Annotated in this window: 21 protein-coding genes; 7 read left to right on the top strand and 14 right to left on the bottom strand. The window is 68.1% G+C overall.

Translation table 11 applies throughout. The features are described 5' to 3' along the window. Nucleotides 1–136: 136 nt before the first annotated feature. Nucleotides 137–559, bottom strand: a complete 423-nt coding sequence (gene ruvX, locus AC3A6Y_RS27830; protein WP_487871476.1) for a Holliday junction resolvase RuvX — start codon at nt 557–559, stop codon at nt 137–139. A gap of 11 nt (nt 560–570) precedes the next feature. Next, nucleotides 571–1,170 carry a YqgE/AlgH family protein gene (locus AC3A6Y_RS27835; protein ID WP_487871477.1) on the bottom strand — a complete coding sequence of 200 codons (600 nt, stop codon included), beginning with the start codon at nt 1,168–1,170 and terminating at the stop codon, nt 571–573. On the opposite strand from AC3A6Y_RS27835, the gene AC3A6Y_RS27840 reads away from it, so the two are divergent. Then, complete coding sequence (locus AC3A6Y_RS27840) at nt 1,169–2,674, top strand: cryptochrome/photolyase family protein (protein ID WP_487871478.1); 1,506 nt, start codon at nt 1,169–1,171, stop codon at nt 2,672–2,674. The genes AC3A6Y_RS27835 and AC3A6Y_RS27840 overlap by 2 nt on opposite strands. 18 nt (nt 2,675–2,692) lie before the next feature. Here AC3A6Y_RS27840 and AC3A6Y_RS27845 read toward each other — a convergent pair whose 3' ends face one another. From AC3A6Y_RS27845 to AC3A6Y_RS27870, 6 genes are all read right to left on the bottom strand, one after another. Next, the gene (locus AC3A6Y_RS27845) at nt 2,693–8,734 is read right to left on the bottom strand and encodes a hybrid sensor histidine kinase/response regulator (RefSeq protein ID WP_487871479.1); all 6,042 of its coding nucleotides are present in this window, start codon (nt 8,732–8,734) and stop codon (nt 2,693–2,695) included. Nucleotides 8,735–8,750: 16 nt separating this feature from the next. Beyond that, on the bottom strand, nt 8,751–11,078 hold the full coding sequence (locus tag AC3A6Y_RS27850; RefSeq protein ID WP_487871480.1) for a methyl-accepting chemotaxis protein: 2,328 nt from the start codon (nt 11,076–11,078) through the stop codon (nt 8,751–8,753). Nucleotides 11,079–11,118: 40 nt separating this feature from the next. Then, a complete protein-coding gene (locus AC3A6Y_RS27855; protein ID WP_487871481.1) occupies nt 11,119–11,649 on the bottom strand; it encodes a chemotaxis protein CheW in 531 nt (176 codons plus the stop codon). A gap of 28 nt (nt 11,650–11,677) precedes the next feature. After that, on the bottom strand, nt 11,678–12,043 hold the full coding sequence (locus tag AC3A6Y_RS27860; RefSeq protein ID WP_106559655.1) for a response regulator: 366 nt from the start codon (nt 12,041–12,043) through the stop codon (nt 11,678–11,680). Then, nucleotides 12,043–12,441: a response regulator gene (locus AC3A6Y_RS27865; protein ID WP_106559656.1), complete on the bottom strand. Its 399-nt coding sequence runs from the start codon at nt 12,439–12,441 to the stop codon at nt 12,043–12,045. The genes AC3A6Y_RS27860 and AC3A6Y_RS27865 overlap by 1 nt, the downstream gene beginning before the upstream one ends. Nucleotides 12,442–12,519: 78 nt before the next feature. Further along, a complete protein-coding gene (locus tag AC3A6Y_RS27870) occupies nt 12,520–12,690 on the bottom strand; it encodes a rubredoxin (RefSeq protein ID WP_007838397.1) in 171 nt (56 codons plus the stop codon). Nucleotides 12,691–12,799: 109 nt separating this feature from the next. Between AC3A6Y_RS27870 and thiD the strand changes: the two genes are divergently transcribed. Further along, complete coding sequence (gene thiD, locus AC3A6Y_RS27875) at nt 12,800–13,765, top strand: bifunctional hydroxymethylpyrimidine kinase/phosphomethylpyrimidine kinase (RefSeq protein WP_487871482.1); 966 nt, start codon at nt 12,800–12,802, stop codon at nt 13,763–13,765. 24 nt (nt 13,766–13,789) lie between these two features. After that, nucleotides 13,790–15,094 carry a glutamate-1-semialdehyde 2,1-aminomutase gene (gene hemL / locus AC3A6Y_RS27880; RefSeq protein ID WP_487871483.1) on the top strand — a complete coding sequence of 435 codons (1,305 nt, stop codon included), beginning with the start codon at nt 13,790–13,792 and terminating at the stop codon, nt 15,092–15,094. A gap of 151 nt (nt 15,095–15,245) precedes the next feature. On the opposite strand, the gene purH is transcribed toward hemL, so the two are convergent. From purH to dusB, 3 genes are read right to left on the bottom strand one after another with little or no spacing between them, the layout of a single operon-like run. After that, nucleotides 15,246–16,823: a bifunctional phosphoribosylaminoimidazolecarboxamide formyltransferase/IMP cyclohydrolase gene (gene purH / locus AC3A6Y_RS27885; protein ID WP_487871484.1), complete on the bottom strand. Its 1,578-nt coding sequence runs from the start codon at nt 16,821–16,823 to the stop codon at nt 15,246–15,248. A gap of 6 nt (nt 16,824–16,829) precedes the next feature. Further along, entirely contained in the window at nt 16,830–17,066 is a 237-nt protein-coding gene (locus tag AC3A6Y_RS27890; RefSeq protein WP_068683508.1) for a Fis family transcriptional regulator, read from the bottom strand. A 29-nt stretch (nt 17,067–17,095) separates the two neighbouring features. Continuing rightward, nucleotides 17,096–18,154 carry a tRNA dihydrouridine synthase DusB gene (gene dusB, locus AC3A6Y_RS27895; protein WP_487871485.1) on the bottom strand — a complete coding sequence of 353 codons (1,059 nt, stop codon included), beginning with the start codon at nt 18,152–18,154 and terminating at the stop codon, nt 17,096–17,098. Between the two features lie 166 nt (nt 18,155–18,320). On the opposite strand from dusB, the gene AC3A6Y_RS27900 reads away from it, so the two are divergent. Further along, nucleotides 18,321–18,791: a YqaA family protein gene (locus AC3A6Y_RS27900; RefSeq protein ID WP_487871592.1), complete on the top strand. Its 471-nt coding sequence runs from the start codon at nt 18,321–18,323 to the stop codon at nt 18,789–18,791. Between the two features lie 22 nt (nt 18,792–18,813). Here the strand turns inward: AC3A6Y_RS27900 and AC3A6Y_RS27905 are convergent, their stop codons facing one another. Genes AC3A6Y_RS27905 through AC3A6Y_RS27915 form a run of 3 tightly spaced genes read right to left on the bottom strand, consistent with a single transcriptional unit; the run spans nt 18,814 to nt 21,525 of the window. Beyond that, nucleotides 18,814–19,488: a glutathione S-transferase gene (locus AC3A6Y_RS27905; protein ID WP_487871486.1), complete on the bottom strand. Its 675-nt coding sequence runs from the start codon at nt 19,486–19,488 to the stop codon at nt 18,814–18,816. Between the two features lie 2 nt (nt 19,489–19,490). Beyond that, the gene (ychF, locus tag AC3A6Y_RS27910) at nt 19,491–20,582 is read right to left on the bottom strand and encodes a redox-regulated ATPase YchF (protein WP_487871487.1); all 1,092 of its coding nucleotides are present in this window, start codon (nt 20,580–20,582) and stop codon (nt 19,491–19,493) included. A gap of 58 nt (nt 20,583–20,640) precedes the next feature. Continuing rightward, nucleotides 20,641–21,525 carry an MOSC domain-containing protein gene (locus AC3A6Y_RS27915; RefSeq protein ID WP_487871488.1) on the bottom strand — a complete coding sequence of 295 codons (885 nt, stop codon included), beginning with the start codon at nt 21,523–21,525 and terminating at the stop codon, nt 20,641–20,643. Nucleotides 21,526–21,595: 70 nt separating this feature from the next. Between AC3A6Y_RS27915 and AC3A6Y_RS27920 the strand changes: the two genes are divergently transcribed. From AC3A6Y_RS27920 to AC3A6Y_RS27930, 3 genes are read left to right on the top strand one after another with little or no spacing between them, the layout of a single operon-like run. Continuing rightward, complete coding sequence (locus AC3A6Y_RS27920; RefSeq protein WP_487871489.1) at nt 21,596–22,705, top strand: FAD-dependent monooxygenase; 1,110 nt, start codon at nt 21,596–21,598, stop codon at nt 22,703–22,705. Nucleotides 22,706–22,733: 28 nt separating this feature from the next. Beyond that, the gene (locus AC3A6Y_RS27925) at nt 22,734–23,444 is read left to right on the top strand and encodes a DsbC family protein (protein ID WP_487871490.1); all 711 of its coding nucleotides are present in this window, start codon (nt 22,734–22,736) and stop codon (nt 23,442–23,444) included. Then, nucleotides 23,444–25,237 carry a M61 family metallopeptidase gene (locus AC3A6Y_RS27930; RefSeq protein WP_487871491.1) on the top strand — a complete coding sequence of 598 codons (1,794 nt, stop codon included), beginning with the start codon at nt 23,444–23,446 and terminating at the stop codon, nt 25,235–25,237. The genes AC3A6Y_RS27925 and AC3A6Y_RS27930 overlap by 1 nt, the downstream gene beginning before the upstream one ends. Nucleotides 25,238–25,239 lie beyond the last annotated feature (2 nt).

A 25,239-nucleotide genomic window follows, 5' to 3' on the forward strand; every position in this document is an offset into this window, starting at 1 on the left:
GGCTTCACGCCACTCAGCAGCTCGAGGTAGAGCGCTTCGGCATTCAAAGCCCTCACGCCGGGCACTCGCGTGTCCTCGCTGCCCCCTCGGGGGGCGCTTGCCCCTCGGGGCGGCCCTTCGTTGCTCGCAATCGTATTCACGGAAGGTTCCTCAGAAACTGTTCAAGGATGATGCAGGCCGACGCCGCGTCGGCATCGCGTGCGCCCGACGCCAGGGCCTCGGTGGTGCTGTAGCGCTCGTCGACCTCGAAGACCGGCAGGCCGAAGCGGCCCTTCAGCTGGCGCGCGAAACGCTGCGCAGCGCGGGTGTTGTCGTGCGGCGCGCCGTCCGGGTGATAGGGCACGCCCACCACCAGCGCGTCGGGCTGCCACTCGCGGATGCGGGCCTCGACCTGCGCAAAGCGAGCATCGCCTTCGGCCCGGATGGTGGCTTGCGGCGTCGCGCTTCGCAACAGCCGATTGCCGCTCGCGACGCCGGTGCGCTTCTGCCCGAAGTCGAAGGCCAGGAAGCTTTGAAAATGGGAGGGAACGGAAGCAGGGGGGGCAGCGCTGTCGGGCATTGCCGGACCCCTCATGCATGTCCCGCTTCGGGCGACAGCGTCCAGGCCTGCAGGCCCAGCAGCGACAGGGCCTTGTCGTAGCGCTGCTCGATGGGCGTGTCGAAGATCACTTCCGGGTCGGCGCCCACGGTGAGCCAGCTGTTCTCGGCCAGTTCGGATTCCAGCTGGCCCTCGCCCCAGGCCGCGTAGCCGAGCGACACCAGCACCTTGCGTGGGCCGGCGCCGGTGGCCAGGGCCTCCAGCACATCCTTGGAGGTGGTCATTTCCAGGCCACCGGGAATCGTCATGGTCGAGGCGTAGACCGACTCGTCGGGCTTCTCGCCCTCCCCGAACACCGGCTCGTGCAGCACGAAGCCGCGCTCGGTCTGCACCGGGCCGCCCTGGAACACCGGCGCACTGCCGAGCTCGGGGCGTGACAGGCGAAGTTCGATTTTCTCGAACAGCACCCCGAGGTTGATGTCGCTGGGCTTGTTGATCACCAGGCCGAGCGCGCCGCGCTCGCTGTGCTCGCAAAGGTAGACCACGCTGCGGCTGAAGGCCTTGTCCGTCAGACCCGGCATCGCGATCAGGAAGTGATGCGTGAGGTTCATCGGGGCAGAATCGGAGGCCATGCCGCCGATTTTACTGGCCGCCGACAAGACCTACGCCAAGGGCCTCATGTGGTTCCGCCGCGACCTGCGGGTGGACGACAACGCAGCGCTCTACCACGCGCTGCGGGCTTGTCGGCAACTCCTCTGCGTCTTCGTCTTCGACCGGGCGATCCTCGATGCGCTGCCGCGCGCGGATCGGCGGGTGGAATTCATCCGCGAATCGCTGGTCGAGCTGGAGGCCGAGCTGCACGCCCTGGGCGGCGGGCTGATCGTGCGCCACGCGGTGGCCGAGGACGAGATCGCACCGCTCGCGCGCGCGCTGGAGGTTCAGGCGGTATTCGCGAACCGCGACGACGAGCCCGCGGCGCTGACGCGCGACGCCAAGGTCCTGGGCGCACTGGCCAACGGCGGCATCAGCTTCCATACCTACAAGGACCAGGCCGTCTTCGACCGGGACGAACTGCTGACGAAGACCGGCCAGCCCTATACCGTGTTCAGCGCCTACAGGCGCGCCTGGCTGGCCAAGGTGGACGCCTTTTACCTGAAGCCCTACCCCGTGCGCAGCCATGCGGATGCGCTGGCGCCTGCGCCCGCCAATCACCGCTCGCCGGTACCGGCGCTGACCGAGATCGGCTTCCGCAAGAGCAACCTCTCCGACCTGGAGATCCCGACCGGCAGCCAGGGCGGTGCGGCCCTGTTCGAGGATTTCTTCCAGCGCATCGACCGCTACCACCAGGCGCGCGACTATCCGGCCGTGCGCGGCCCCAGCTACCTGGGCGTGCATCTGCGCTTCGGCACCGTCTCGATCCGGCAGCTCGCGGGCGTGGCGCACCAGCTTTCTCTGCAGGGCGACGCCGGCGCCTCGGCCTGGCTGGGGGAACTGATCTGGCGCGACTTCTTCTTCCAGATCCTCGCGCACCACCCCCAGGTCGGCGAGGGCAAGAGCTTCCGGGCGGAGTACGACCGGATCCAGTGGCACCACGGCAAGCACGCCGACACGCTCTTCGAGGCCTGGTGCCGAGGACGCACCGGCTATCCGCTGGTCGACGCCGCGATGGCGCAGATCAACCAGAGCGGCTACATGCACAACCGCCTGCGCATGGTCGTGGCCAGTTTTCTCTGCAAAGACCTGGGCCTGGATTGGCGGCGCGGGGAGCGCTACTTCGCGCTGCAGCTCAACGACTTCGAGCTGGCGTCCAACAACGGCAACTGGCAGTGGGCCAGTTCCAGCGGCTGCGATGCGCAGCCCTACTTCCGGATCTTCAACCCGATCACGCAGAGCGAGCGCTTCGACCCTGAAGGGAAGTTCATCCGCCGCTACCTGCCGCAGCTGGCGAAGCTGCCGGACGCGAGCATCCACGCGCCCTGGACTGCGGCGCCGCTGGAGCTGGAAGCGGCCGGGGTGCGGCTGGGCGACAGCTATCCGGGCCCGATCGTGGATCACGCCGAGGCGCGAGAGCGCACGCTGCAGCGCTATGCCGTGGTGCGCGAGGCGAAGGGTGGAAAGAAGAAGGGCGGCGCCTGAAGCGCCGCCCGGACCTGATCAGGCCGCCATGGCCTGCGGCGTTTCGGCGCTGGTGTAGTGGCGCACCAGCCGCAACAGCTCGTCTTCCGCATAGGGCTTGCCGAGGTAGTGGTTGACGCCCAGCGCGCGCGCATGGTCGTGGTGCTTTTCCGCGATGCGCGAGGTGATCATGATGATCGGCAAGCCGGCCAGCGAGGCATCGGCGCGGATGTTGCGGGCGAGGTCGAAGCCATCCATGCGCGGCATCTCGATGTCCGACAAAACCACCGCCGGCCGCTCCTGCTGCAGGCGCTCGAGCGCCTGCAGGCCGTCAGCCGCCAGCGACACGCGGTAGCCTTCGCGTTGCAGCAGGCGCTGCGTGACGCGGCGCACGGTGATGGAGTCGTCGACCACCAGCACCAGCGGGATCTGCGGCGGCGCCGTCGGCGCCACCACGGCACCCGCGCCGTGCACCGGCGCGGCGGCCGATGCGCCGCTGGCCTGGAACTGCCGCGCCTGCTCGCCATGCACCGCCGCCAGGGCCACGGGGTTGTAGATCAGCGCGACCGCACCGGAAGCCAGCACCGAGATCCCGGCCATGCCCGGCAGCCGCGAGAGCTGCGGACCGAGGTTCTTGACCACCACTTCCTGGTTGCCCAAGACTTCGTCCACGTGCAGGGCCACCCGCTGGGCCGCGCTTCGCACGATGACGATGGTGTTGGTCTTGGCGGTCCCGCGCTCGCTGCGCGCGGAGGACTGCAGGAGTGCACCGGCCCAGAAGAAGGGCACGTGGTCGCCGCCGAAGGGATAGCGCTGATGCAGGTAGGCGGTCTCGAGCTCGGAGGCACCGGCACGCTGCACCAGTTCGACCAGGTTCGACGGCACGCCGATCGAGGTGGCACCGGCGCGCAGCATGACCACGTGCGTCACGGCGGTGGTCAGCGGCAGCACCAGCTTGAATTGCGTGCCCTCACCCGGCTTGCTCTGGATCTCGATGCGGCCGCCGAGCGCCGCGACCTGCGCGCGCACGACGTCCATGCCGATCCCGCGGCCGGCCAGCTCGGACACCTGCTCGGCGGTCGAGAAGCCGGGAGTGAAGATCAGCTCGGCTGCCTCGTCCTCGCTCGGCTGGTGGTCTGCGGCAATCAGGCCCAGCGCGCGCGCACGCTCGACGATGCGCCGGTGGTTGAGTCCGGCGCCGTCGTCGCGGAAGCTCACCGAAACGTCGTTACCCTCGTGGTGCAGCTCGATGGCAATCAGGCCGCTCGGCTCCTTGCCGGCCTTCTCGCGCGCCGCCACGTCTTCGATGCCGTGCGCGACACAGTTGCGCAGCAGGTGCTCGAAAGCGGGCGTCATGCGGTCCAGCACGCCGCGGTCCATTTCGATGCTGCCGCCGACGATGTCCAGGCGCACCTGCTTCCCGGTGTCCTTGGAAGCCTGCCGCACCACGCGATAGAGGCGCTCGGAAATGCCCTCGAACTCCACCATGCGCGTGCGCAGCAGGCCGCGCTGCAGTTCGCGCGTCTGGCGCGCCTGGGCGCTGAGGTCGTCTTCCGTCGCCTGCACGGTCTTCTGCAGCGTGCGCTGCACGGTCGCCACGTCGTTGACCGACTCGGCCATCATGCGCGTGAGCTCCTGCACGCGCGTGAAGCGGTCGAACTCGAGCGGATCGAAGCCCTGCTGCGAATCCTTGGCCTGTGCCAGGCGCGACTGCATCTGGCTCTCGGCCTGCACCTCGATGTCGCGCAGCTGCTGGCGCAGGCGATCGAGGTTGCCGGTCAGGTCGCCGAGCGAGCTGCGCAGCTGGCCGATCTCGGCCTCCAGGCGCGAGCGCGTGATGATGACCTCGCCGGCCTGCGCCACCAAGCGGTCGAGCAGGTGGGTGCGGATGCGCACCGCCTGGCTGGAGAGCGGGCGCAGCGGCGTGAGCGCCGAGGGCGAAGGCATCGGCAGCGTGGGGCGCGAGACTTCTTCGGCGGCCTCGCCGCCCGTCGGCGAGACGGGCTCGCGGGCGTCCGTTTGCGGCGCTTCGGCGCGCGCCTCGATGACGGGTGCCGAGGCCGGCGCGGCAACGGCCCGCTGGGCCAGCTCGCTCTGCAACTCGTTGTCGGCCGCACGCAGCGCATCGAAGGTGCCCTGCAAGGCATCGAAGCGCGTCAGCAGCTGTTCGACCGAAGCGCGATCGGCGCCCGAGGAGCCGATGGCCTCGATCTCGGACTCCATGCGGTGGGCGCGCTCGCCCAGGCGCATGGCGCCGGCCAGCCGGGCACTGCCTTTGAGCGTGTGCAGCGTGCGCAACGTAGCGGCGCGCGGCGCCGGGTCGTCCAGGTGCTGCGACCATTCGCGCAGCGCGGTGCCCAGTTGCGGCAGCAGCTCTGCCGCCTCCTCCTCGAAGATCGGGAACAGGTCGACGTCGACCGCATCGGCCACGTCGATCGCGTCCTCGCCCTCGTCGAGCGACACGTCGCCGCTGCCGGTGCGCGGCGCGGCCACCACAGTGCCTTCGGCGCTGTCGCCGATCTCGAGCGGCATGGGCGACGCCGCGACCTCGCGCAATGCCTGCAGCGTCGCGTCGGCGGGCTCCTTGAGGAAGCCGGCCGCGAACTGGTGCAGCAGGCGGCGCAGCTCGTCGGCCGCCGCAACCAAAACCTTGCCCTGTGCCGGCGTGCCGCGGCCCTGCATGTACAGGTGCTGCAGCGCGGCTTCGAAGGAGCGCGCCATGTCCGACAGCCCCTGGAAGCCGACGGTCGACGAACTGCCCGCCAGAGAATGGGCCAGGTTGATGGCCGATTCCGGCACGCGCTGGTTCGACTCGAGCGCCCACTCGCCGACCTCATGGGCCAACTGCCGCGACCACTCGTCGGCTTCGACCAGGTAGACGTTGTAGAGCGCGATGCCGATGCGCAGCGGCCCGATCACCTTGACCTGGTCGTCGGCGCCGGGGACGGGCAGCCTGTCGGCGGGGATCGCTGCGGCAAACGCGGGGACCTCGGCGAGCGGTTCCGGTTCCGGTTCCGGTTCGGGTTCGGGTTCGCGTGCAGTCTCGGGATTGAATTCGGACTGCGGCTCGGCGGCGGGCTCCGGCATGACCACGGGCGCGGCGGCCACCACCTCCGGCTCCGCCTGGACCTGCGCTGCGATCTGCGGCTCCTCGGTCGGGCCTTCCGCCGGCTCCAGGTGCAGTTCCAGCGAGAGCTCCGGCAAGGCTTCGCGCGGGGTCTCGTCGGCCGACGGCTCCTTCAGCAGCGGCACGGGAAGCGAATGCGACTCCGGACCGACGGGCGGCTCGTCGTCCGGCATCGGCAACGCCGGCTCGATGCTCACGTGCGCGGTCTCGAGGAAGTCGATCTCTTCCAGCTCGGCCGGCAGTTGCGGCTCTTCGACCAGTGGCGTGGACTTGCTGTCGAAGTCCAGGAAGTCGGTCGAAGCGAAATCGTCGTCGGTGGCGGGCTGCTCCGGCGCCTCGGCGCTCGCTGGTTCGGTCCGGACAGCAGGCGGCGCGAATTCCGGCGCGTCGAAGGTCAGCGGACCCAGGTCCAGATCGGGCAGGTCCGGCAGGGGCAGTGGCTGGAGCTCGGGCTGCGTCTCGGGCACAGCCTTGGCTTCGACCATGATCTCCTCGCCCGCGATGTGGCGCGCTGCGGCGACCAGCGTGTCGGCATCCGCCACAGGGGTGGGCGGCGCGATCGGCTCGCCGGTGCGCAGCGATTCCGCGACGCTGCAGAAGGGCGCGGACTGCCAGCCGTGCGGCTCGTTGGCGGCGATGGCTTCGACCCATTTTGCAAAGTCGGTCAGCGCACGGCGCGTGCCGGCGAGCAGTTCCGGCGTTGCCGGACGCTGGTCGGCCAGCCAAGTGTTCAGCACCTGCTCGAAGGACCAGGCGGCTTCGCCGAAATCCATCAGCCCGACCATTCGCGAGCTGCCCTTGAGCGTGTGGAAGGCGCGGCGCAGCACGGTCAGTTCGCCGTTGTCGTCCGGGCGCGAGCCCAGCGCCGAGACGGCGGCCAGGCCGTTGTGCAGCACCTCTCGAGCCTCGTCGAGGAAGATGTTCTGGAGGTCGTCCTCCTCCAGCTCGCGCACTTCGGTATCGGGCAGGGCCTCCAGCGGCGCCGGGCCCGTGATCTTGGCGGTCCAGCTCGCGGCCGGGCGGCTGACCTCCTCGATCGGCGGCGGCGGTGCCTTGCGCGCCGGCGTCGCCAGGGCGGCGAGCTTGGCCGCGATCTGGGCATCGACCTCTTCCACGCTGAGCACGGAATCGGTGACGGAGACCGGCCCGGAGGCCGAGGCGAAGGAGACGGACGCCGCCACCTCGGGCGCGGCCGCCTCGGCGGCTTGGCGGCCCATCAGCGGCTTGAGCTCGCCGGCTTCGGCGTCGAACACGAACAGCCGCTTGGCCAGCGCCGGCTGGTAACTCAGCATGTCGATCAGGAAGCCCAGCGCGCCCAGGTTGTTGCCGAGCGCGTCGAAGTCCTTGGCGTCGGTGGAAGACGGCTCCTCCGCCAGCAGGCGGTCGACGTTCTCGCGCATGCGGTGCACGGTCTGCGCGGCCTGCTCAAGGCCGAGCACCGAAAACACGCCCTTCATCTGCAGCAACTGCGTCGGTACGGTGCGCAGCAGGCCCTTCTCGGTCGGCCTGCGGAAGAACTGGTCGAGCGATTTCTCGAGCTCGCTGAGGTGGCTGCGCAGCTCGCCGACGACGGTGCCCATGGTCTGGCGGTCGCTGACGCGGCGGTAGAGCTCCTCCATCCAGGGCTCGAGCGGTTCCGAGCGGCCGCCTTCGCGCGCGCGCTCGATCCGGCCGGCCAATTGGACGGTCCGCGCCGTCAGCTGGCGATCATGCGGATCGAGATCTTCGAAAGCGGCTTCGAGGTAGAGCACCGAGGTCGCCACCTCCATCGCCAGCTCGGTGGCCGGCGGTTGGCCCGAGCGCATGGACGCATCGACCGCGTTGTTCAAGGCCTGCACCATCGGCTGGCTGGGTGGATGCAGCTTTTGCAGGGACTCGCCGAGCTGCACGAAGGTGTCGGCCACCTGGCGTGTGCGCGAGACGTCGCCTCCGGAAAGCGCCGACCACATCTCCTTGGCGCTCTCGATGCGCTTGCGCGCCTGCATCAGCACCTGCGGGTCGAAGCGGCCGAACTGCTCGATCGTGTAGTCGACCTTCTGCTCGCTGGCCACGCCCCAGGCGACGCGCACCGCGCGCAGCGTGGCGGCCTCGTCGCGCGAACCGGGCACGGCTTGGGCGCAGAAGAACAGGAGGTCCTGGCCGAGGCGGTCGGAGACGGTGTTGTCACCGCGCGCCAGGGTGGCGTACTGCAAGAGCACGCGCGATGCCGCGCGCTTGACATGGGCGTCGGCGGGGATCAGTGCCAGCGCCAGCGCCTCGAAGAAGCCGGCCGCCAGCGTCCAGAAGCTGGCCACCCGCGGCACCGAGGCGCCGCGGCCCAGGCTCAGGCACAGGGCCTGGAGCCGGCGCGCGGCGTGATCGTCGCCGTTTTTGACGATCTTCAGCACCTCCCGGTCCAGCTTGGAGCGCACCGCGGGGTCGTACACCATCGCGGTCTGGGTGGGCGAGGGCTTGATCTCGGCCCAGCGCCAGTTCATGTCCCACAGGTCGGCCGGATGCACGCGCTCGTTGCCCACCAGCTCGAGCACATCGCGGTACTGGGGGAACAGGGCGACCGAGGACACGGTCTTGCCCGCCAGCAGGGCATTGAGGAAATCGGCGACGGCGAAGCCCGCGCGATCGATCTTCTGGGCCGCCCCTTCGGTGCAGCGCGCCGGCTCGGTGACGAAGCTCTGGACAGCGAACTCCATCGCCCCCAGCACCAGCGCAGGCGCCGAGTGCCCCACCATCTGCAGCGCGCCGACGGCCTGGTGCAACTGCTGCCGGGCCAGGCGCAAGGGCGCGGTGTCGGCCTCGACGCTGCCGCCGGACTCGCGCGCGAAGCGCTTCAACGTCTTGCTGGCGTTGTCGAGCGACTTCTGGATTTCTCCGAGCACCCAGGCCAGCGGCCCGAGATCTTCATGTGCCGGCGCGTGACCGGCTTTCGGAGCTGTTGCGGGGCTTTGGGTCGACACGTTGGCTGCTCGGGGTTCAGGCAATCTTGAAGCGAGCCACCGACTGGCGCAATTCCTCGGCCATGTGCGAGAGCTCGCGCACCTGCTGGGCGGTGGTGCGCGTGCCTTCGCCGGTCTGCTCGGTCACGGCGAAGATGTGCTGGATGTTGGCGGCCACCACGTTGGCCGAATCGGCCTCGCGCGACGCGGACTGCGAGATCTGCTCGATCAGCTCGGCGAGGCGGCGCGACACGCGGTCGATCTCGGACAGCGCCGTACCGGCGTTGTCGGAGAGCTTGGCCCCCTCGACCACGCCCTGCGTGGAGCGCTCCATGGCGCCCACCGCATCCTGCGTGTCGGTCTGAATGGCCTTGACGAGCGCCGAGATCTGGCGCGTGGCGTCCGCGGAGCGTTCGGCCAGGCGCTGCACTTCTTCCGCCACCACCGAGAAGCCGCGGCCGGCTTCGCCGGCGGACGCGGCCTGGATGGCGGCGTTCAGGGCCAGCACGTTGGTCTGCTCGGTAATGTCCGAAATCAGCTCGGTGATTTCGCCGATCTCCTGGGACGATTCGCCGAGGCGCTTGATCCGCTTGGAGGTTTCCTGGATCTGGTCGCGGATGGAGTTCATGCCGCCGATCGCGTTCTGCACGGCCTGCAGGCCCGAAGACGCGGCCTGCAGCGACTGGCGCGCCACAGTGGCCGATTCCTGCGCTTGCGAGGACACGCCGTTGATGCGCTCCGCCATCGTCAGCACGGATTGGCCGGTTTCGCGAATTTCGCGCAGCTGCTCGGTCGAGGCGGCCAGCAGCTCGGTCGAGGTGCTTTCGACCTGCGAAGTGGTTTGCGCCACGCGGGTGGCCGTGTTCTGCACGTTGCCCACCAGCAGGCGGAGCTCTTCCACCGTGTAGTTCACCGAGTCGGCGATGGCGCCGGTGATGTCCTCGGTCACGGTGGCTTCCTGCGTCAAGTCGCCTTCGGCCACCGTCTGCAGTTCGTTCATGAGTCGCAGAATGGCCGCCTGGTTGGCAGCGTTGACGCGCCCCGCGTCCTCGCTGGCGCGCTCGGCGGCAATGCGCTCGCGTTCGGCGGCCAGTGCACGCTCGCGGCCTTCGCGCACCTGCACGAAGCCGATCGCGCCGGCCAGCGCCAGGGCTGCCAGCGACAGCACGAAGAGCATCACCACCGTGCCGGCACCGAGGCCGGTGCGCGCGGAGAGCTTTTCCTGCAGGTCGCTGAGCGAGGTGCGCAGCGGCTCGCTGTCGGCCAGGATCGCGGCCTGTGCCTCGCGTGCGGCCACCAGGCCCTGGAGGTTGCCCAGGATGGCGCCGGCCTGCGTACGGGTCTGCTCATAGGTCTTGAGGATGGTCTCGAGCTGCTGGCGGGTCTGCGCGTCGCGCGTGCCAGGCAGGCGCTGCTGGGCATTGCCCTCGAGCAGGCCGCGCGTGACTTCCTGGAAGGTGTTCAGGTCCTTGCCGAGCAGGAACACGGCGTCGGGGCTCACGCCTTCGACCGTCAGGAACTCGTTGGCCGACTTGCCGATGCGCTGCGTGAGCATCACCAGCTGGCCGGCGGCCGAGATTTCGGGCAGCGTGGCGTTCTGCTGCATCTTCAGCGAGGCCACGGTCTCGGTCATTTCGAGCAGGTCGGAGGACTGCCGGTTGATGTCGCGCAGCGCGGTGCCGACCTGGGTCAGGATCTTCTGCTGGGCCAGCACGGCCTTCGCGCTCTTGTCGGCACGCTCGACCAGCGGCGTGATCTTGCCGAGTTCGGCTTCGTACTGGCTCCCCACGCGCTCCAGCTTGAGCGCGTCGTCGCCATTGGCCAGGCCCTGGACGCGGCGCGTCAGGTCGTCCGCGCTCTCCTTGACCTCGGTGAAGGCGGGGACGTTGCCCACGAGCGCCTGCGACACCGACTTGGCCAGGCGTTGCGATTGCATCAGCGACTGGCCGGTGGAGGCCACCTGCTGCGCCAGCCGTTCGGCGCGCAGGATGGCGGAGCCGGCCACCAACAGCAGCAAGAGCACCACCGCGGCGAGCACGATCGCCAGCACGCGCTGCTGGCGCGCGGGGTTGGAGCGCAGCGAGCCGCCGCCGGCCGCCGGTTGCGAGGGCGCGGCGCCGGGCGTCTCGGACAGCACCGGGTCGTTGTCGATCGTGACAGCCGGGGAATGGTCGTTGGCGGCGTCCATGGCGAGAACCAACGACTCGGGCGTCTCCGACGTCGAGTCGTGTCGTATGCGCACCGTCTTTTCTTCGGGCTGCACGGTTTCGGCGCCATCCAGGGACAACGTCGACCCGCTGTCGACACGCATGGCGTCACCACCCGCAGGCAGGAATTTCTTGAACTTGTCGGCGATCGAGCTCACGGTCGGTCCTTCAGGTAATGGTCGGTGCAAGGCGCTGCACTCAGGCGCCGATACTCAAAAATTGCGGTTGCTGCGACAGCGCCTGCAGGTTGATTTCCTGCCAGCGCTCACCGGCGGCGTCGGTGTACGAATGCCCCAGCCAGGCGGGGGCGTCGCCATCCGGCGCCTGCGACTCGATGAAGGCTTCCACGCCGCGCAGTCCCACCAGCCGGTCGATCAACAGGGCGCAGTTGACTTCCAGCATTTCGTTGAGCGCCACCAAGCGCGATTGGGCCCGCGCCGAATCGCCGCCGGCGGGCGCGGCGTCGCGGGAAGCGAAGGTGGACAGCTGGACGATGCCGTACAGGCCGCCGCGCAGGTTGGCGACGCCCAGGAACCAGGGCTGTGCGTAGGGCACCGCCTGCGGCGGGGTCCAGGGGAAGATCTCGCCGGCGTGCCCGAGCGGAAACAGGTATTTCGCCTCGCCAGCCTCTACCGCGAGCCAGGAGGCGGACACACCCGAAGTGCGGGCCGCCTGCAGGCGGCTGGCAAGCCGGGACTGGAAAGCGCGTAGGGCGTCGCGGTTGGCCATGAACGAGAGAAAAAAGAAGAACCGCCGGTCAGGCCAGCGCGCTGATCTTGGCGATCAGCTCGGCCGCATTGACCGGCTTGACGATGTAGTCGCGAGCCCCCTGGCGCATGCCCCAGAGCCGATCGGTTTCCTGATTCTTGCTGGTGCACATGATGATGGGCACAGAGGCGTACTGCGGGTTGCGCGCGATCGCGCGGGTGAGCTGAAATCCGTTCTGGCCCGGCATCACGACATCCATGAGGATGAGATCGGGCTGCTCTTCCTCGAGGCGACGCATGGCGTCCTCGGCGTTCTCGGCAGTCTTCACCGAGAAGCCGTTCTTCTGGAGAAGATCGGTCAGGAAGATCAACTCGGTCTTGGAGTCGTCGACGACGAGCACTTTGCGAATGGCCATTACTGCACTTCCTGCGAAACGACACCGAACTGCTGCACCGCCTGCAGCAGCTGGTCCTTGGTGAAAGGTTTGGTGAGATAGTCCTGCGAGCCGACCATGCGGCCGCGCGCCTTGTCGAACACGCCGTCCTTGGACGAGAGCATCACGACGGGGACATTGGAGAAGTGGGCATTGCGCTTGATGATGGCGCAGGTCTGGTAACCGTCGAGGCGCGGCATGAGAATGTCGCAGAAGATCAGGTGCGGCTTGTGATCGTTGACCTTCGACAGCGCATCGAAACCGTCCTCCGCCAGCAGCACCTCGTGGCCGCCCTGCTTGAGGAAGATCTCGGCGCTGCGCCGAATGGTGTTGCTGTCGTCGATGACGAGAACCTTGTAACCGGATCCGTTCGAGCTCATTCTCGCCGCTCCTTTATGACACTCTAAGACCGAAACGTCCCTCGCGGGGCGCCAAGAAGCACGGCCCTATGCCATGCTTCAGATTTCAACCATCTCGAAGTCTTCCTTGCGCGCCCCGCATTCGGGACAGGTCCAATTCATCGGAACATCTGCCCATGCCGTGCCGGCCGCAATACCATCCTCTGGCACCCCTACCGCTTCGTCATAGATCCACCCGCAAATCAGGCACATCCAGGTTTTCGTATTCATCGCAGCTTAAAGTCCCTGTTCATAGAATGCAACGATCGTATCCAAACGTATCTCGAAATCGCGTGATAAGCGTCTCAGATACGCCACCATCTCCGGGGCCTCGCTGCGCATGACAACTTCCTTATTACCACCGGAGCAAGACCACAAAGTGAGCGATCTTACCGACCCGACCAGCGACGAAGTCAGCGCCGAGAGCGAACCGAATCCGCCCTGCGTGCTGGTCTTCAACGCGAACGACCCCAGCGGTGCCGGCGGGCTCGCCTGCGACGCCGTGGCCATCGCCTCGGTCGGCGCCCACATGTTGCCGGTCGTGACCGGCGCCTATGCGCGCGACACCGCGGAGATCTTCGACCACTTCCCCTTCGACGAAGAGGCCGTCGCCGAGCAGGCGCGCACCATCCTGGAGGACGTGGAGGTGCAGCTGATCAAGGTGGGCTTCGTCGGCTCTCCCGAGAATCTGAGCACCGTGGCAGAGACTGCCACCGACTACCCCGAAGTCCCCGTGGTCGCCTACATGCCCAATCTCTCCTGGTGGGAGGACGCGCAGATCGAGGCCTACCTGGACGCCTTCCGCGACCTGGTGCTGCCCCAGACCACGGTGCTGGTCGGCAATCACAGCACGCTGTGGCGCTGGCTGCTGCCCGACTGGGCCGGCGAGCGCCCGCCCACCGCACGCGACATTGCACGCGCCGCCGGCGAGGTTGGCGTGCCTTACACGCTGGTGACGGGGATGGTGCTGCCCGACCAATACTTCGACAACGTGCTGGCCTCGCCGCAATCGGTGCTCGCCAGCGAAAAATACGAGCGGCTCGACGCCGTGTTCACCGGCGCCGGCGACACGCTTTCGGGCGCGCTGGCTGCGCTCCTGGCCAGCGGCACCGAGTTGGCCGCCGCCGCCACCGAGGCGCTGAGCTACATGGACCGCTGCCTCGACGCGGGCTTTCGCCCGGGTATGGGCCATGTCCTGCCGGACCGCCTCTTCTGGGCCCAGCCCGAAGAAGAAGAGGACGCCGACAACGAGGAGGCCGCCTCACCCGTGGACTTCGCCCTGCCCCCCCACGACACAAGACACTGAATGAGCTCTCCCCAGATTCGCCCAATGCAGAACACCGATCCCAACGAGCTGCTCTTCGAGCGCGCCCGCGCCGTGATCCCCGGCGGCGTCAATTCGCCGGTGCGCGCCTTCCGGGCTGTCGGCGGCACGCCGCGCTTCGTCAAACGTGCCCAGGGCGCCTACTTCTGGGACGCCGCCGGCCAGCGCTACATCGACTACATCGGCTCGTGGGGGCCGATGATCCTGGGCCACGGACATCCCGCGGTGGTGGAGGCCGTGCAGCGCGCGGTGACCGAGGGCTTCTCCTTCGGCGCGCCGACCGAGCGCGAGATCGAGCTTGCCGAAGCCATCCTCGCGCTCGTGCCCTCGATGGAGATGGTGCGCCTCGTGAGCTCGGGCACCGAGGCCGCAATGAGCGCGCTGCGGCTGGCGCGCGGCGCCACGGGCCGCAAGTACATCATCAAGTTCGAAGGCTGCTATCACGGACATGCCGACGCGCTGCTGGTCAAGGCGGGCTCTGGCTTGGCGACTTTCGGCAATCCGACCTCGGCCGGCGTGCCGCCCGAGGTCGTGCAGCACACCCTGGTGCTCGAGTACAACAATCTCGCGCAGTTGGAGGAAGCCTTCGCGCTGCACGGCCACGAGACCGCCGGCCTGATGATCGAGGCCATTGCAGGCAACATGAACTTCGTGCGCGCGAGCGCGCCCTTCGCACAGCGCTGCCGGGAGCTTTGCACGCAGCACGGCGCACTGCTGGTGTTCGACGAGGTCATGACCGGCTTTCGCGTCGGCCTGCATGGCGCCCAGGGCGTGCTGGGCATCCGGCCCGACCTCACGGTGCTGGGCAAGGTGATCGGCGGCGGCATGCCGCTGGCGGCCTTCGGTGGGCCGCGCGCGATCATGGAGCAGTTGGCGCCGCTCGGCCCCGTCTACCAGGCCGGCACGCTGTCGGGCAACCCGGTGGCCACGGCCTGCGGCCTGGCGACGCTCAAGGAAATCGCCAAGCCCGGCTTTTACGAATCGCTTTCCAAGAAGACCCGCACGCTGGTCGACGGGCTCAAGGCCGCTGCGGCCGCCGAGGGCCAGCCTTTCAGCGCGGACAGCGAGGGCGGCATGTTCGGCTTCTTCCTCATGGATGCGTTGCCGCAGAACTACGGCGCCGTAATGACGACCGACAGCGCCAGGTTCAATGCGCTGTTCCACGGCCTGCTCGATCGCGGCGTGTACATTGCGCCGGCGCTGTACGAAGCCGGCTTCGTCAGCGCCGCCCACAGCGAGGAAGACATCGCTGCCACCATCGAAGCTGCCCGCCGGATCTTCGGAAAGACCCAAGCAGCCATCGAGGACTAGAACCCGGGGGCTCCACATCGCCCGCGTGCCGACCATCGAGAAGCGCCTCTACGGCTCGAGCAGCTTCCAGCTGAAGTAATGTCTTGGCGTCGAACGGAGAAAAGAAAAAGGCGGCACGAGCCGCCTTTTTTCTCGCCCTGCGCCGACGGGCTCAGTGGCGGAAGTGGCGCACGCCCGAGAACACCATGGCCACGCCGCGCTCGTCCGCAGCAGCGATCACTTCCTGATCACGCATCGAGCCGCCGGGCTGGATCACGCAGCTCGCGCCGGCATCCACCACCACGTCCAGCCCATCGCGGAACGGGAAGAAGGCATCGCTCGCCACCGCCGTGCCTTGCAGCGACAGGTTCGCGTGCTGCGCCTTGATGCTTGCGATGCGCGCCGAATCGAGGCGGCTCATCTGGCCCGCGCCCACGCCCATGGTCATGCCGTCGGCGCAGAACACGATGGCATTGCTCTTGACGTACTTCGCGACCTTCCACGCGAACAGCAGGTCCTGCAGCTGCTGCGGCGTCGGCTGCTTCTTCGTCACCACCTTGAGCTCCTCGATCGACAGCTCGCGGTTGTCCGCCGTCTGCATGAGGAGCCCCGAGCCGATGCGCTTGACGTCGACGGCGTTGCGGCCCTGCTCCCAGGCCGACTTGCCGCCGGGCGGCAGCGCGATCTCTAGGATGCGCACGTTGACCTTGCTCTTGAACACTTCCAGTGCCTCGGGCGCATAACCGGGAGCCATCAGCACCTCGACAAACTGCTTCGAGACGACCTCGGCGGCGGCGCGGTCCAACGGCCGGTTGAAGGCGATGATGCCGCCGAAAGCCGAGGTCGGGTCGGTCTTGAAGGCCTTGGAGTAGGCCTCGTGCGCGTCCTTTCCGATCGCCACGCCGCAGGGGTTCGCGTGCTTCACGATCACGCAGGCCGGCGTGTCGAAGCTCTTCACGCATTCCCAGGCCGCGTCCGCATCGGCGATGTTGTTGTAGCTGAGCTCCTTGCCCTGCAATTGCTTCGCGCTCACCAGCGAGCCGGGCGCGGGGTACAGGTCGCGGTAGAAGGCGGCCTGCTGGTGCGGGTTCTCGCCGTAGCGCAGGTCTTGCAGCTTGATGAAGCGGCCATTGCTTTGCGCCGGGAACAGCGCCTGCTTGCCGTCTTCCTGCAGGCCGGAGAGGTAGTCGCTGATCGCGCCGTCGTACTGGCTGATGCGATTGAAGGCGGCCACCGAGAAGGCGAACTTCGTCTTCCGGCTGAGCTGGCCCTCGGCCTTCAGCTCGGCCAGCGCCGGCGCGTACTGCGAGGCGTCGGTCAGCACGCCCACGTCCTTCCAGTTCTTGGCGGCGCTGCGCACCATCGCGGGACCGCCGATGTCGATGTTCTCGATCGCATCTTCCAGCGTGCAGCCGGGCTTGGCGACCGTGGCCTCGAAGGGATAGAGATTGACCACCAGCAGGTCGATGGTGTCGATGCCGTGCTGCGCGAGCGCCGCCATGTGCGCCGGCACATCGCGCCGCGCCAGCAGGCCGCCATGCACCTTGGGGTGCAGGGTCTTCACGCGGCCGTCGAGCATTTCGGGGAAGCCGGTGAGCTCGGCCACCTCGGTCACGGGCAGGCCGGCGTCGGCCAGCAGCTTGGCGGTGCCGCCGGTGGACAGCAAGCGCACGCCCAGGCCATGCAGGGCTTGCGCGAATTCGAGGATGCCGGTCTTGTCGGAAACGGAGATGAGTGCGGTCAGTGCCATTGGGGCTTATTTCAGGAGTTTGTGTTCGACCAGCTTCTTGCGCAGCGTGTTGCGGTTCAGGCCCAGCCATTGGGCGGCCTTGGACTGGTTGCCCTCGGCCCGCGTCATCACGACGTCGAGCAGGGGTTTCTCGACCACGCGCACCAGCATGTCGTACATGCCGTCGGGCTCGGTGCCGCGCAGGTCGCGGAAGTAGCTGTCCAGGCTGCTTCGCACGCAGTCTTCAATGTGTTTCTTGCTCATGGCCCTCTGCTCTTCTTTTCTTGTTCATGTCATGCCAACGCGTCTGCCTGCTCGTCGCTGGGCGTTCGCGCGATGCCGCCTTCGTCGGGCGGAATGCGGTCCATCCGTGCCGCCAGCACATCGAAGAACTCCGCGACCGCGCGCCACTGCGCATCGCAATCCTCGATGGCATTCATCTCGCTGCGGAACTGCTCGCCGCCCGGCAGGTCGCGCACGTACCAGCCGATGTGCTTGCGCGCGCTCCGCACGCCGCTGTAGTCGCCGTAGAGCGCGTAGTGCTGCTGCAGATGCTCGAGCAGCAGGCGCCGCACCTCGGCCACCAGCGGCGGTGCGAGCTGCGTGCCGGTCGCGAGGAAGTGCGCGATCTCGCGGAAGATCCATGGCCGCCCCTGCGCCGCCCGGCCCACCATCAGCGCATCGGCACCGGTGAGCGCCAGCACCTGGCGCGCCTTCTCGGGCGAGTCGATGTCGCCGTTGGCGACCACCGGCACGCGCACTGCCGACTTGACCGCGGCGATCGTGTCGTACTCGGCCTCGCCCTTGTAGCCCTGTTCGCGCGTGCGGCCATGCACGGTGAGCATGCGCACGCCCGCGCTCTCGAAGCGCCGCGCCAGAGCGACGGCGTTGCGATGGTCCTCGCTCCAGCCGGTGCGCATCTTGAGCGTGACCGGCACGTCGTGCGACGCCGCGGCACGCGCCACCGCTTCGACGATCTCGAGGGCCAGCGGCTCGTCGCGCATCAACGCGGAGCCGGCCCACTTGTTGCAGACCTTCTTGGCCGGACAGCCCATGTTGATGTCGATGATCTGCGCGCCGCGATCGATGTTGTATTGCGCGGCCTCGGCCATCATGGCCGCATCGGTGCCGGCGATCTGCACCGCAATGGGGCCCGGCTCGCCCTCGTGGTTGGAACGGCGCGAGGTCTTGAGCGAGTTCCACAGCTCCTTGCGCGACGTGACCATCTCGCTCACCGCATAGCCTGCACCGAGCTCGCGGCACAGCATGCGGAAGGGCCGGTCGGTCACGCCCGCCATGGGCGCGACGAACAGACGGTTCTCCAGCACGATGTTGCCGATCTGCAGGGTCATGGAGGAAAGTGGCGAGCGCCGGGGCTGCTGAAAAATGAGGCACGATTGTAGCGGTGCCGCGAAGCCGCCGCTGCAACGATTTGCACTTTTGTCTGCGGGCTTCCGAGGTTCGACGATCTATACGCCTGCACCACATATCGCCGCGTCTTTCTATACTGCGGCGCACATGCAAGCCTGGCTCGAATCCTTCTTTGCGCTTCTCGCGCTTCCGCAATACGGGCTCAGCACCCTCTTCGTCGCCGCTTTTGTCTCGGCCACCCTGGTGCCGGTCGGCTCCGAGCCGGCGCTGTTCGGCCTGCTGAAGCTCAATCCCGAATTGTTCTGGCCGGCGGTCTTCGTCGCGACTGCGGGCAACACCTTGGGCGGCATCGTCGACTGGTGGATAGGCTATGGCGCGCACCAGGTGGCGGACAAGTACTCGCACTCCAAGCATCACATGCGTGTGCTGACGTGGCTCGAAAGACTGGGACCCAAGGCCTGTCTGCTGGCCTGGCTCCCTCTGGTGGGCGACCCGCTTTGCGCGGTTGCGGGCTGGCTGAAGCTTTCCTTCTGGCCTTGCGTGCTCTACATGGCGATCGGCAAGTTCCTGCGCTACGTCACGATGACCGTGGCGCTCCTCTACATCTGGCCGAACTGAACGCGCCGCCGGCGCACTCGGTTCAGCTCAGCAAGGCGTAGGGGCCGCCGCGCTCCAGCGCGCGCCGGTACGCAGGCCGCGCGTGGATACGCTCGAGGTAGGCCATCAGCTTCGGCCGCTTCGCATCGAGCCCGCCACGCGCCACCGCAGCCTCGACCGGAAAGCTCATCTGGATGTCGGCGCCGGAGAAGTCAGCGCCAGCAAACCATTCGCTCTTGCCGAGCTCGGCTTCCATGAAGTTCAGGTGGTTCGTGATGTTGGGCGTGATGAAAGCCGCCTTCGCCTTGCGCGCGATGCCCTTCGCGATGGGCTTGGCAAAAAAGGGCATCTTCGCCTTCTCGATCCGGTCGAACATCAGCTTGAGCAACAGCGGCGGCATCGCCGAGCCCTCGGCGTAATGCATCCAGTAGCGATAGCGAAGCGCCTCGGGCGTGCCCGCCACCGGCGCCATGCGGCCGCTGCCATGGCGCTCGATCAGCGACTCCAGGATCGCCCCCGACTCGGCGAGCACCAGCCCGTCGGCCGTCGTCACCACCGGCGACTTGCCCAGCGGATGCACCGCCCGCAGGCTGGGCGGCGCAAGCATGGTCTTGGGGTCGCGCCGGTAGTGCACGATCTCGTAGGGCAGCTCGAGCTCTTCGAGCAGCCACAGCACGCGCTGGGAGCGGGAGTTGTCGAGGTGGTGGACCGTGATCATGTTCAGGCGCTGAACAGGAAGTTCATCACGTCCCCGTCCTTGACGACGTATTCCTTGCCCTCGGCCCGCATCTTCCCGGCATCCTTCGCGCCCTGCTCGCCCTTGTAGGCGATGTAGTCGGCAAACGAGATGGTCTGGGCGCGGATGTAGCCCTTCTCGAAATCGGTGTGGATCACGCCGGCCGCCTGCGGGCCGGTGTCGCCGATGTGGATGGTCCAGGCGCGCACTTCCTTCACGCCGGCGGTGAAGTAGGTCTGCAGGCCCAGCAGGCTGTAGGCCGCGCGGATCAGCCGGTTGAGGCCCGGCTCCTCCTGTCCGATCTCGGCGAGGAACATCTTCTTGTCCTCCTCGTCCATGTCGGCCAGCTCGGACTCGATCTTGGCGCTGATGGCCACCACCGGCGCGTTCTGCGCGGCCGCGTACTCGCGCAGGCGGTCGAGGAAGGGGTTGTTCTCGAAGCCATCCTCCGCCACGTTGCCGACGAACATCGCGGGCTTGGCGGTGATCAGCGAGAACTGCTTGATCAGCGGCTTGTCCTCCTTGCTGAACTCGACCGTGCGCACCGGCTTGTTCTCGTTGAGCGCGGCCTGGCATTTCTCGAGCAGCGCGACCAGCTTGATCGCCTCCTTGTCGCCCGACCGCGCGGTCTTGGTGTGACGCTGCAGCGCCTTCTCGACCGTGGCCAGGTCGGCCAGGCACAGCTCGGTCTGGATCACCTCGATGTCGGAGATCGGATCGACCTTGCCGGCCACGTGGATCACGTTGTCGTCCTCGAAGCAGCGCACCACATTGACAATGGCGTCGGTCTCGCGGATGTGGGCCAGGAACTGATTGCCCAGCCCTTCGCCCTTGCTGGCGCCGGCCACCAGGCCCGCGATGTCGACGAACTCGACGATGGCCGGCACGACGCGCTCCGGCTTCACGATCTCGGCCAGCTGGCCCAGCCGGGTATCGGGCACCTCGACCACGCCGACGTTCGGCTCGATGGTGCAGAAGGGATAGTTCTCGGCCGCGATGCCGGCCTTGGTCAAGGCGTTGAAGAGGGTGGACTTGCCGACGTTGGGCAGGCCGACGATGCCGCACTGGAGACTCATGGCGGGACTTTCAGGATGCTTTGGGGGAACCGGGGATTCTAGGCGCGCCGATTCGCCCTCACTCGAAGCGCAGGTTGGCGCCGACCGGCTGGCCGCGACGGAGCATGTGCTCGATGCCCTGCAGCACGATCGCGTTCATGCCGAAGGTGATGGCGCCATCGACGCGCGGATCGGCACGGTAGCTGCGCAGGGTGTCGCCGACCTCGCTACCGGATTCGGCGGTCGCCGGATCGATGTCGGGAATGGGGCAGCGCGTGCAGGGCTTCACCGGCCGCAGCTGCGCCTCGCCCTCGCCGGTGCCCACATGCAGGATCTCCATGCGATCCTCGTCGTGCGCCTCGATGCCGGCGAGCACGATGTTGGGCCGGAAGCGCTCGATGCCGACCGCCGCATGGCCCTGCGCCGCCAGTCGCGCATTGAGCTCGGCCAGCGAGCCCTCGCTCGCCACCAGCAGGGGATACGCATCCGAAAACTGGTTCTGCGCCTCGGCGCCGCCGGTCCACTTCATGTTCGACAGCCGCTTCTGCTCGGGATCGAAGCGCACCAGCCGCAGCTTCTGCGGGCGGCCGGGCTGCGACAGAAAGTCGCTGAACCACTGGGCCGCGATCTCGCCCATGTCGTAGGCAGCCACCTCGTCCTTCCAGACCCGCACGCGCACCGGCTGCTCGACCCGGTCGAAGGCGATGTGCAGCGCCAGCATGCCGGGGGCGCGCAGCACCATCTCCGAATGCTTCATCTGCGGCCGGATCAGCGCCATGCGCGGCAACTCGCGCTGGGTGACGAACTCGCCCTCGGCGTCGGCCACCATCCAGGCGCGGTCGAATTCCAGGCCGGTCTCGGTCAGCAGCGCCTCGGGCAGCTCCACGCCGGCGCAGGACTTGATGGGGTAGACGAAGAGGCGTGCGATGGTGGCCTGGAGGTCGAAGTCGGCGGGAACGGTCACGGGGGAGTCCTTGGGCTGAAGGGGGCGATTGTCCCGCACGGCGGGCACATCGGCCTCCTACAATGCCCCGATGGCTCTTCCTCCCGAGGTTTGCATTCGCGGCGCCGGCATCGTCGGCCGGACGCTGGCGCTGCTGCTGGCGCGCGAACGCGTGCGCGTGGCGCTGGTGGCGCCTTCCGCCGCGACCGGCACCCAGGACGTGCGCGCCTACGCGCTCAACGCGGCCTCGAAGGCGCTGCTCGAATCCCTGCGCGGCTGGCCCGACGCGCCGCATGCCACGCCGGTGCGCGAGATGCTGGTGCACGGCGACGAAGGCGGGCGCGTGCAGTTCCACGCAGCGCGGCAGAAGGTGGAGGCACTGGCCTGGATCGTCGACGTGCCGGCGCTGGAACAACAGCTCACCGATGCCGTGCGTTTCCAGTCCCGCATCGACATCGTGGCCGAGCCCGTGCAGGCGCCGCTCACGGTCGTCTGCGAAGGCCGCATCAGCGCCACCCGCGAAACGCTGGGCGTGCGCTACGAGGTCACGCGCTATCCGCAGCACGCGATCGCCGCCCGCCTGGTTGCCGACGAGCCGCACGACGGCGCCGCGCGCCAATGGTTCAACGACCGGGGCGAGGTCTTCGCGCTGCTGCCGATGCAAGACAAGCAGCTTGCGCTGGTGTGGTCGGTCGACCAGCTGCGCGCACCCGAGCTGCTGGCGCTGACGGCCGACCAGTTCAACACCGCCCTGCACGAGGCCAGCTACGGCGCGCTGGGCGCGCTGCGCGTGGTGAGCGATCGCGCCTCCTGGCCGCTGCAGCGCGCCATCGCCGACCGCTGGACCGGCCGGCTCGCCGACGGCAATGCCTGGGCGTTGGCCGGCGACGCGGCGCACACGGTGCATCCGCTGGCGGGCCAGGGCCTCAACCTGGGCCTGGCCGATGCCGCCGCGCTGGCGAACGTGATCAAGAACCGCGACTACTGGCGCAGCGTGGGCGACGCCCGGTTGCTGCGCGCCTACGAACGCTCCCGCCGGGCCGAGGTGCTGGCCATGAGCCTCGCCACCGACGGCCTGCAGCAGCTCTTCGCGCACAGCGCCGACCCGCTGCCGGCCCTGCGCAACTGGGGCATGCGCGGCTTCGATCGCACGCGGCTCATCAAGAACTGGATCGCGAAGCAGGCCATGGGCCTGGCATGAACTGAATTTCGCAAGCAAGACCACCATCATGAAACCCGCATCCGCACTTCTTGCCGCGCTCGCACTCGGCTGCAGCCTGGGCGCCATGGCCGGCGAAGCCGAGATCCGCCAGAACCTGGCCGCGCGCATCCCGCAGTTCGCCAAGATCGACGAGATCCGCAAGGCCCCGATGCCCGGGCTCTACGAAGTGCGCATCAACGGCTTCGAGATCTTCTACACCGACGAGCAGGGCAATTACCTGCTGCAGGGCAACCTGATCGATGTCAAGGCGCGCCGCAACCTCACCGAGGAGCGCGTCGAGAAGCTCAGCGAGGTGGCCTTCGACAAGCTGCCGGTGAAGGACGCCTTCAAGATCGTGCGCGGCAACGGCAAACGCAAGCTGGCGGTCTTCGAGGACCCGAACTGCGGCTACTGCAAGCAGTTCGAGCGCGACCTCGCGAAAGTCGACAACGTGACCATCCATCTCTTCCTCTACCCGGTGCTGGGGCCCGACTCGGTGACCAAATCGCGCAACATCTGGTGCGCCAAGGACAAGGCCAAAACCTGGGCCGACTGGATGCAACGCGGCATCGCCCCCGAGGCGGCCGAATGCGACACCTCCGCGCTCACCCGCAACCGCGAGTTCGGCCAGAAGTACAACATCACCGGCACGCCGACGCTGATCTTCAGCGACGGCACGCGCGCACCGGGAGCGATCCCCGCAGCGCAGGTCGAAAAGCAACTCGCCGCGATCAACTGATGGCGGGGCCGGCCATCCACTACCGCGTGGAATGCGCGGATCGCAACGCGCACCTGTTCGCCATCACCCTGCGCATCGAACGGCCCGCCGCACGCCAGCGCGTCTCGCTCCCGGTCTGGATTCCGGGCAGCTACCTGGTGCGCGAGTTCTCGAAGAACCTCCAGCAGCTGCAGGCGAGCCAGGGCCGGCGCAAGCTCGCCGTGCAGCAGCTCGACAAGCACAGCTGGCAGATCGATGGCGTTCCGGGCAAGCCGCTGGAGCTGCGCTACCAGGTCTGCGCCTTCGACAACTCGGTGCGCACCGCCTGGCTGGACAGTGCGCGCGGCTTCTTCAACGGCACCAGCCTGTGCCTGCGCGTCGAGGGCCAGGCCGATGAACCGCACGGCATCGAGATCGTTGCGCCCGCGCGCTCGCCGAATGAAGAGCGCTGGTCCTGCGCCACCGCCCTGAAGCCGGCCAAGACCGACCGCCAGGGCTTCGGCAGCTACATCGCCGCCAACTACGACGAGCTGGCCGACAGCCCGGTCGAGATGGGCGCCTTCTGGAGTGCCGAGTTCGAGGCCTGCGGAGTGCCGCACCGCTTCGTGGTCGCCGGCGCGCAGCCCTCCTTCGACGGCGAGCGGCTGATCGCCGACACCCGCGCCATTTGCGAGACGCAGATGCGCTTCTGGCACGGCGCCAAGGTCGGGAAGCGCGGCGGGCCGAAGCCGCCGCACGACCGCTACGTCTTCATGCTCAACGCCGTGGACGAGGGCTACGGCGGCCTCGAGCACCGCCATTCGACCGCGCTGATCTGCACGCGGCGCGACCTGCCGCAGCTTGGCCTCAAGAAGCAGGGCGAGGGCTACACCACGCTGCTCGGCTTGGTCAGCCACGAGTATTTCCATACCTGGAACGTGAAGCGGCTGCGCCCGGCCGAGTTCGAACGCTACGCCTACGGCCAGGAAAACTACACGCAGCTGCTGTGGCTGTTCGAAGGCTTCACCAGCTACTACGACGACCTGTTGCTGCGCCGCGCCGCCCGCCTGGATGATGCGGCCTATCTGCGCCTCGTCAACAAGACCGTCAACCAGGTGCTGCAGGCGCCGGGCCGCCATGTGCAATCGGTGGCGCAGGCCAGCTTCGACGCCTGGGTCAAGTACTACCGGCAGGACGAGCAGACGGCCAACACCACCATCAGCTACTACACCAAGGGCGCACTGGTGGCGCTGTGCTTCGACCTGACGCTGCGCGCCGAGGGCCAGGCCTCGCTCGACGACGTGATGCGGCTCCTGTGGAAGCGCAGCGGTGGCGGCCCGGTGGGCGAGGCCGACTTCGCTGCGGCCCTCGAAGCCGTCGGCGGCCGCTCGTACGCCGATGAGATCGCCCGCTGGGTCCATTCGACCGAGGAGTTGCCGCTGGCCGATCTGCTGGGCCGGCACGGCGTCGCCGCGAACGAGGATCCGGCGCAGCGCGCCCAGGAGCTGGGCCTGCGCGTGGCGGAGGCCGGCGGCAGCGTGCATGTCAAGATGGTGCTGCGCGGCGGTGCGGCCGAGCAGGCCGGCTTTTCGGCGAACGACGAGTGGATCGGCATCGAGCTCGCCGCCGCCAAGGACCGTCCGGCACAGGGCTGGCGCATCGCCCGGCTCGACGACCTGGGGCTTTACCTCGGGCCGCTCAAGAAGATCACGGCGCTGGTGGCGCGCGACCGGCGGCTGCTTCGGTTGCCGCTCACGCTGCCGACCGGCGTCACCACCTGGCGGCTGGCCGCGCAGGATCCCGTGAAGATCGCGCGCTGGCTGGCACCGCAGTAAAA

Source organism: Variovorax sp. Soil_C_17, from assembly GCF_057657265.1.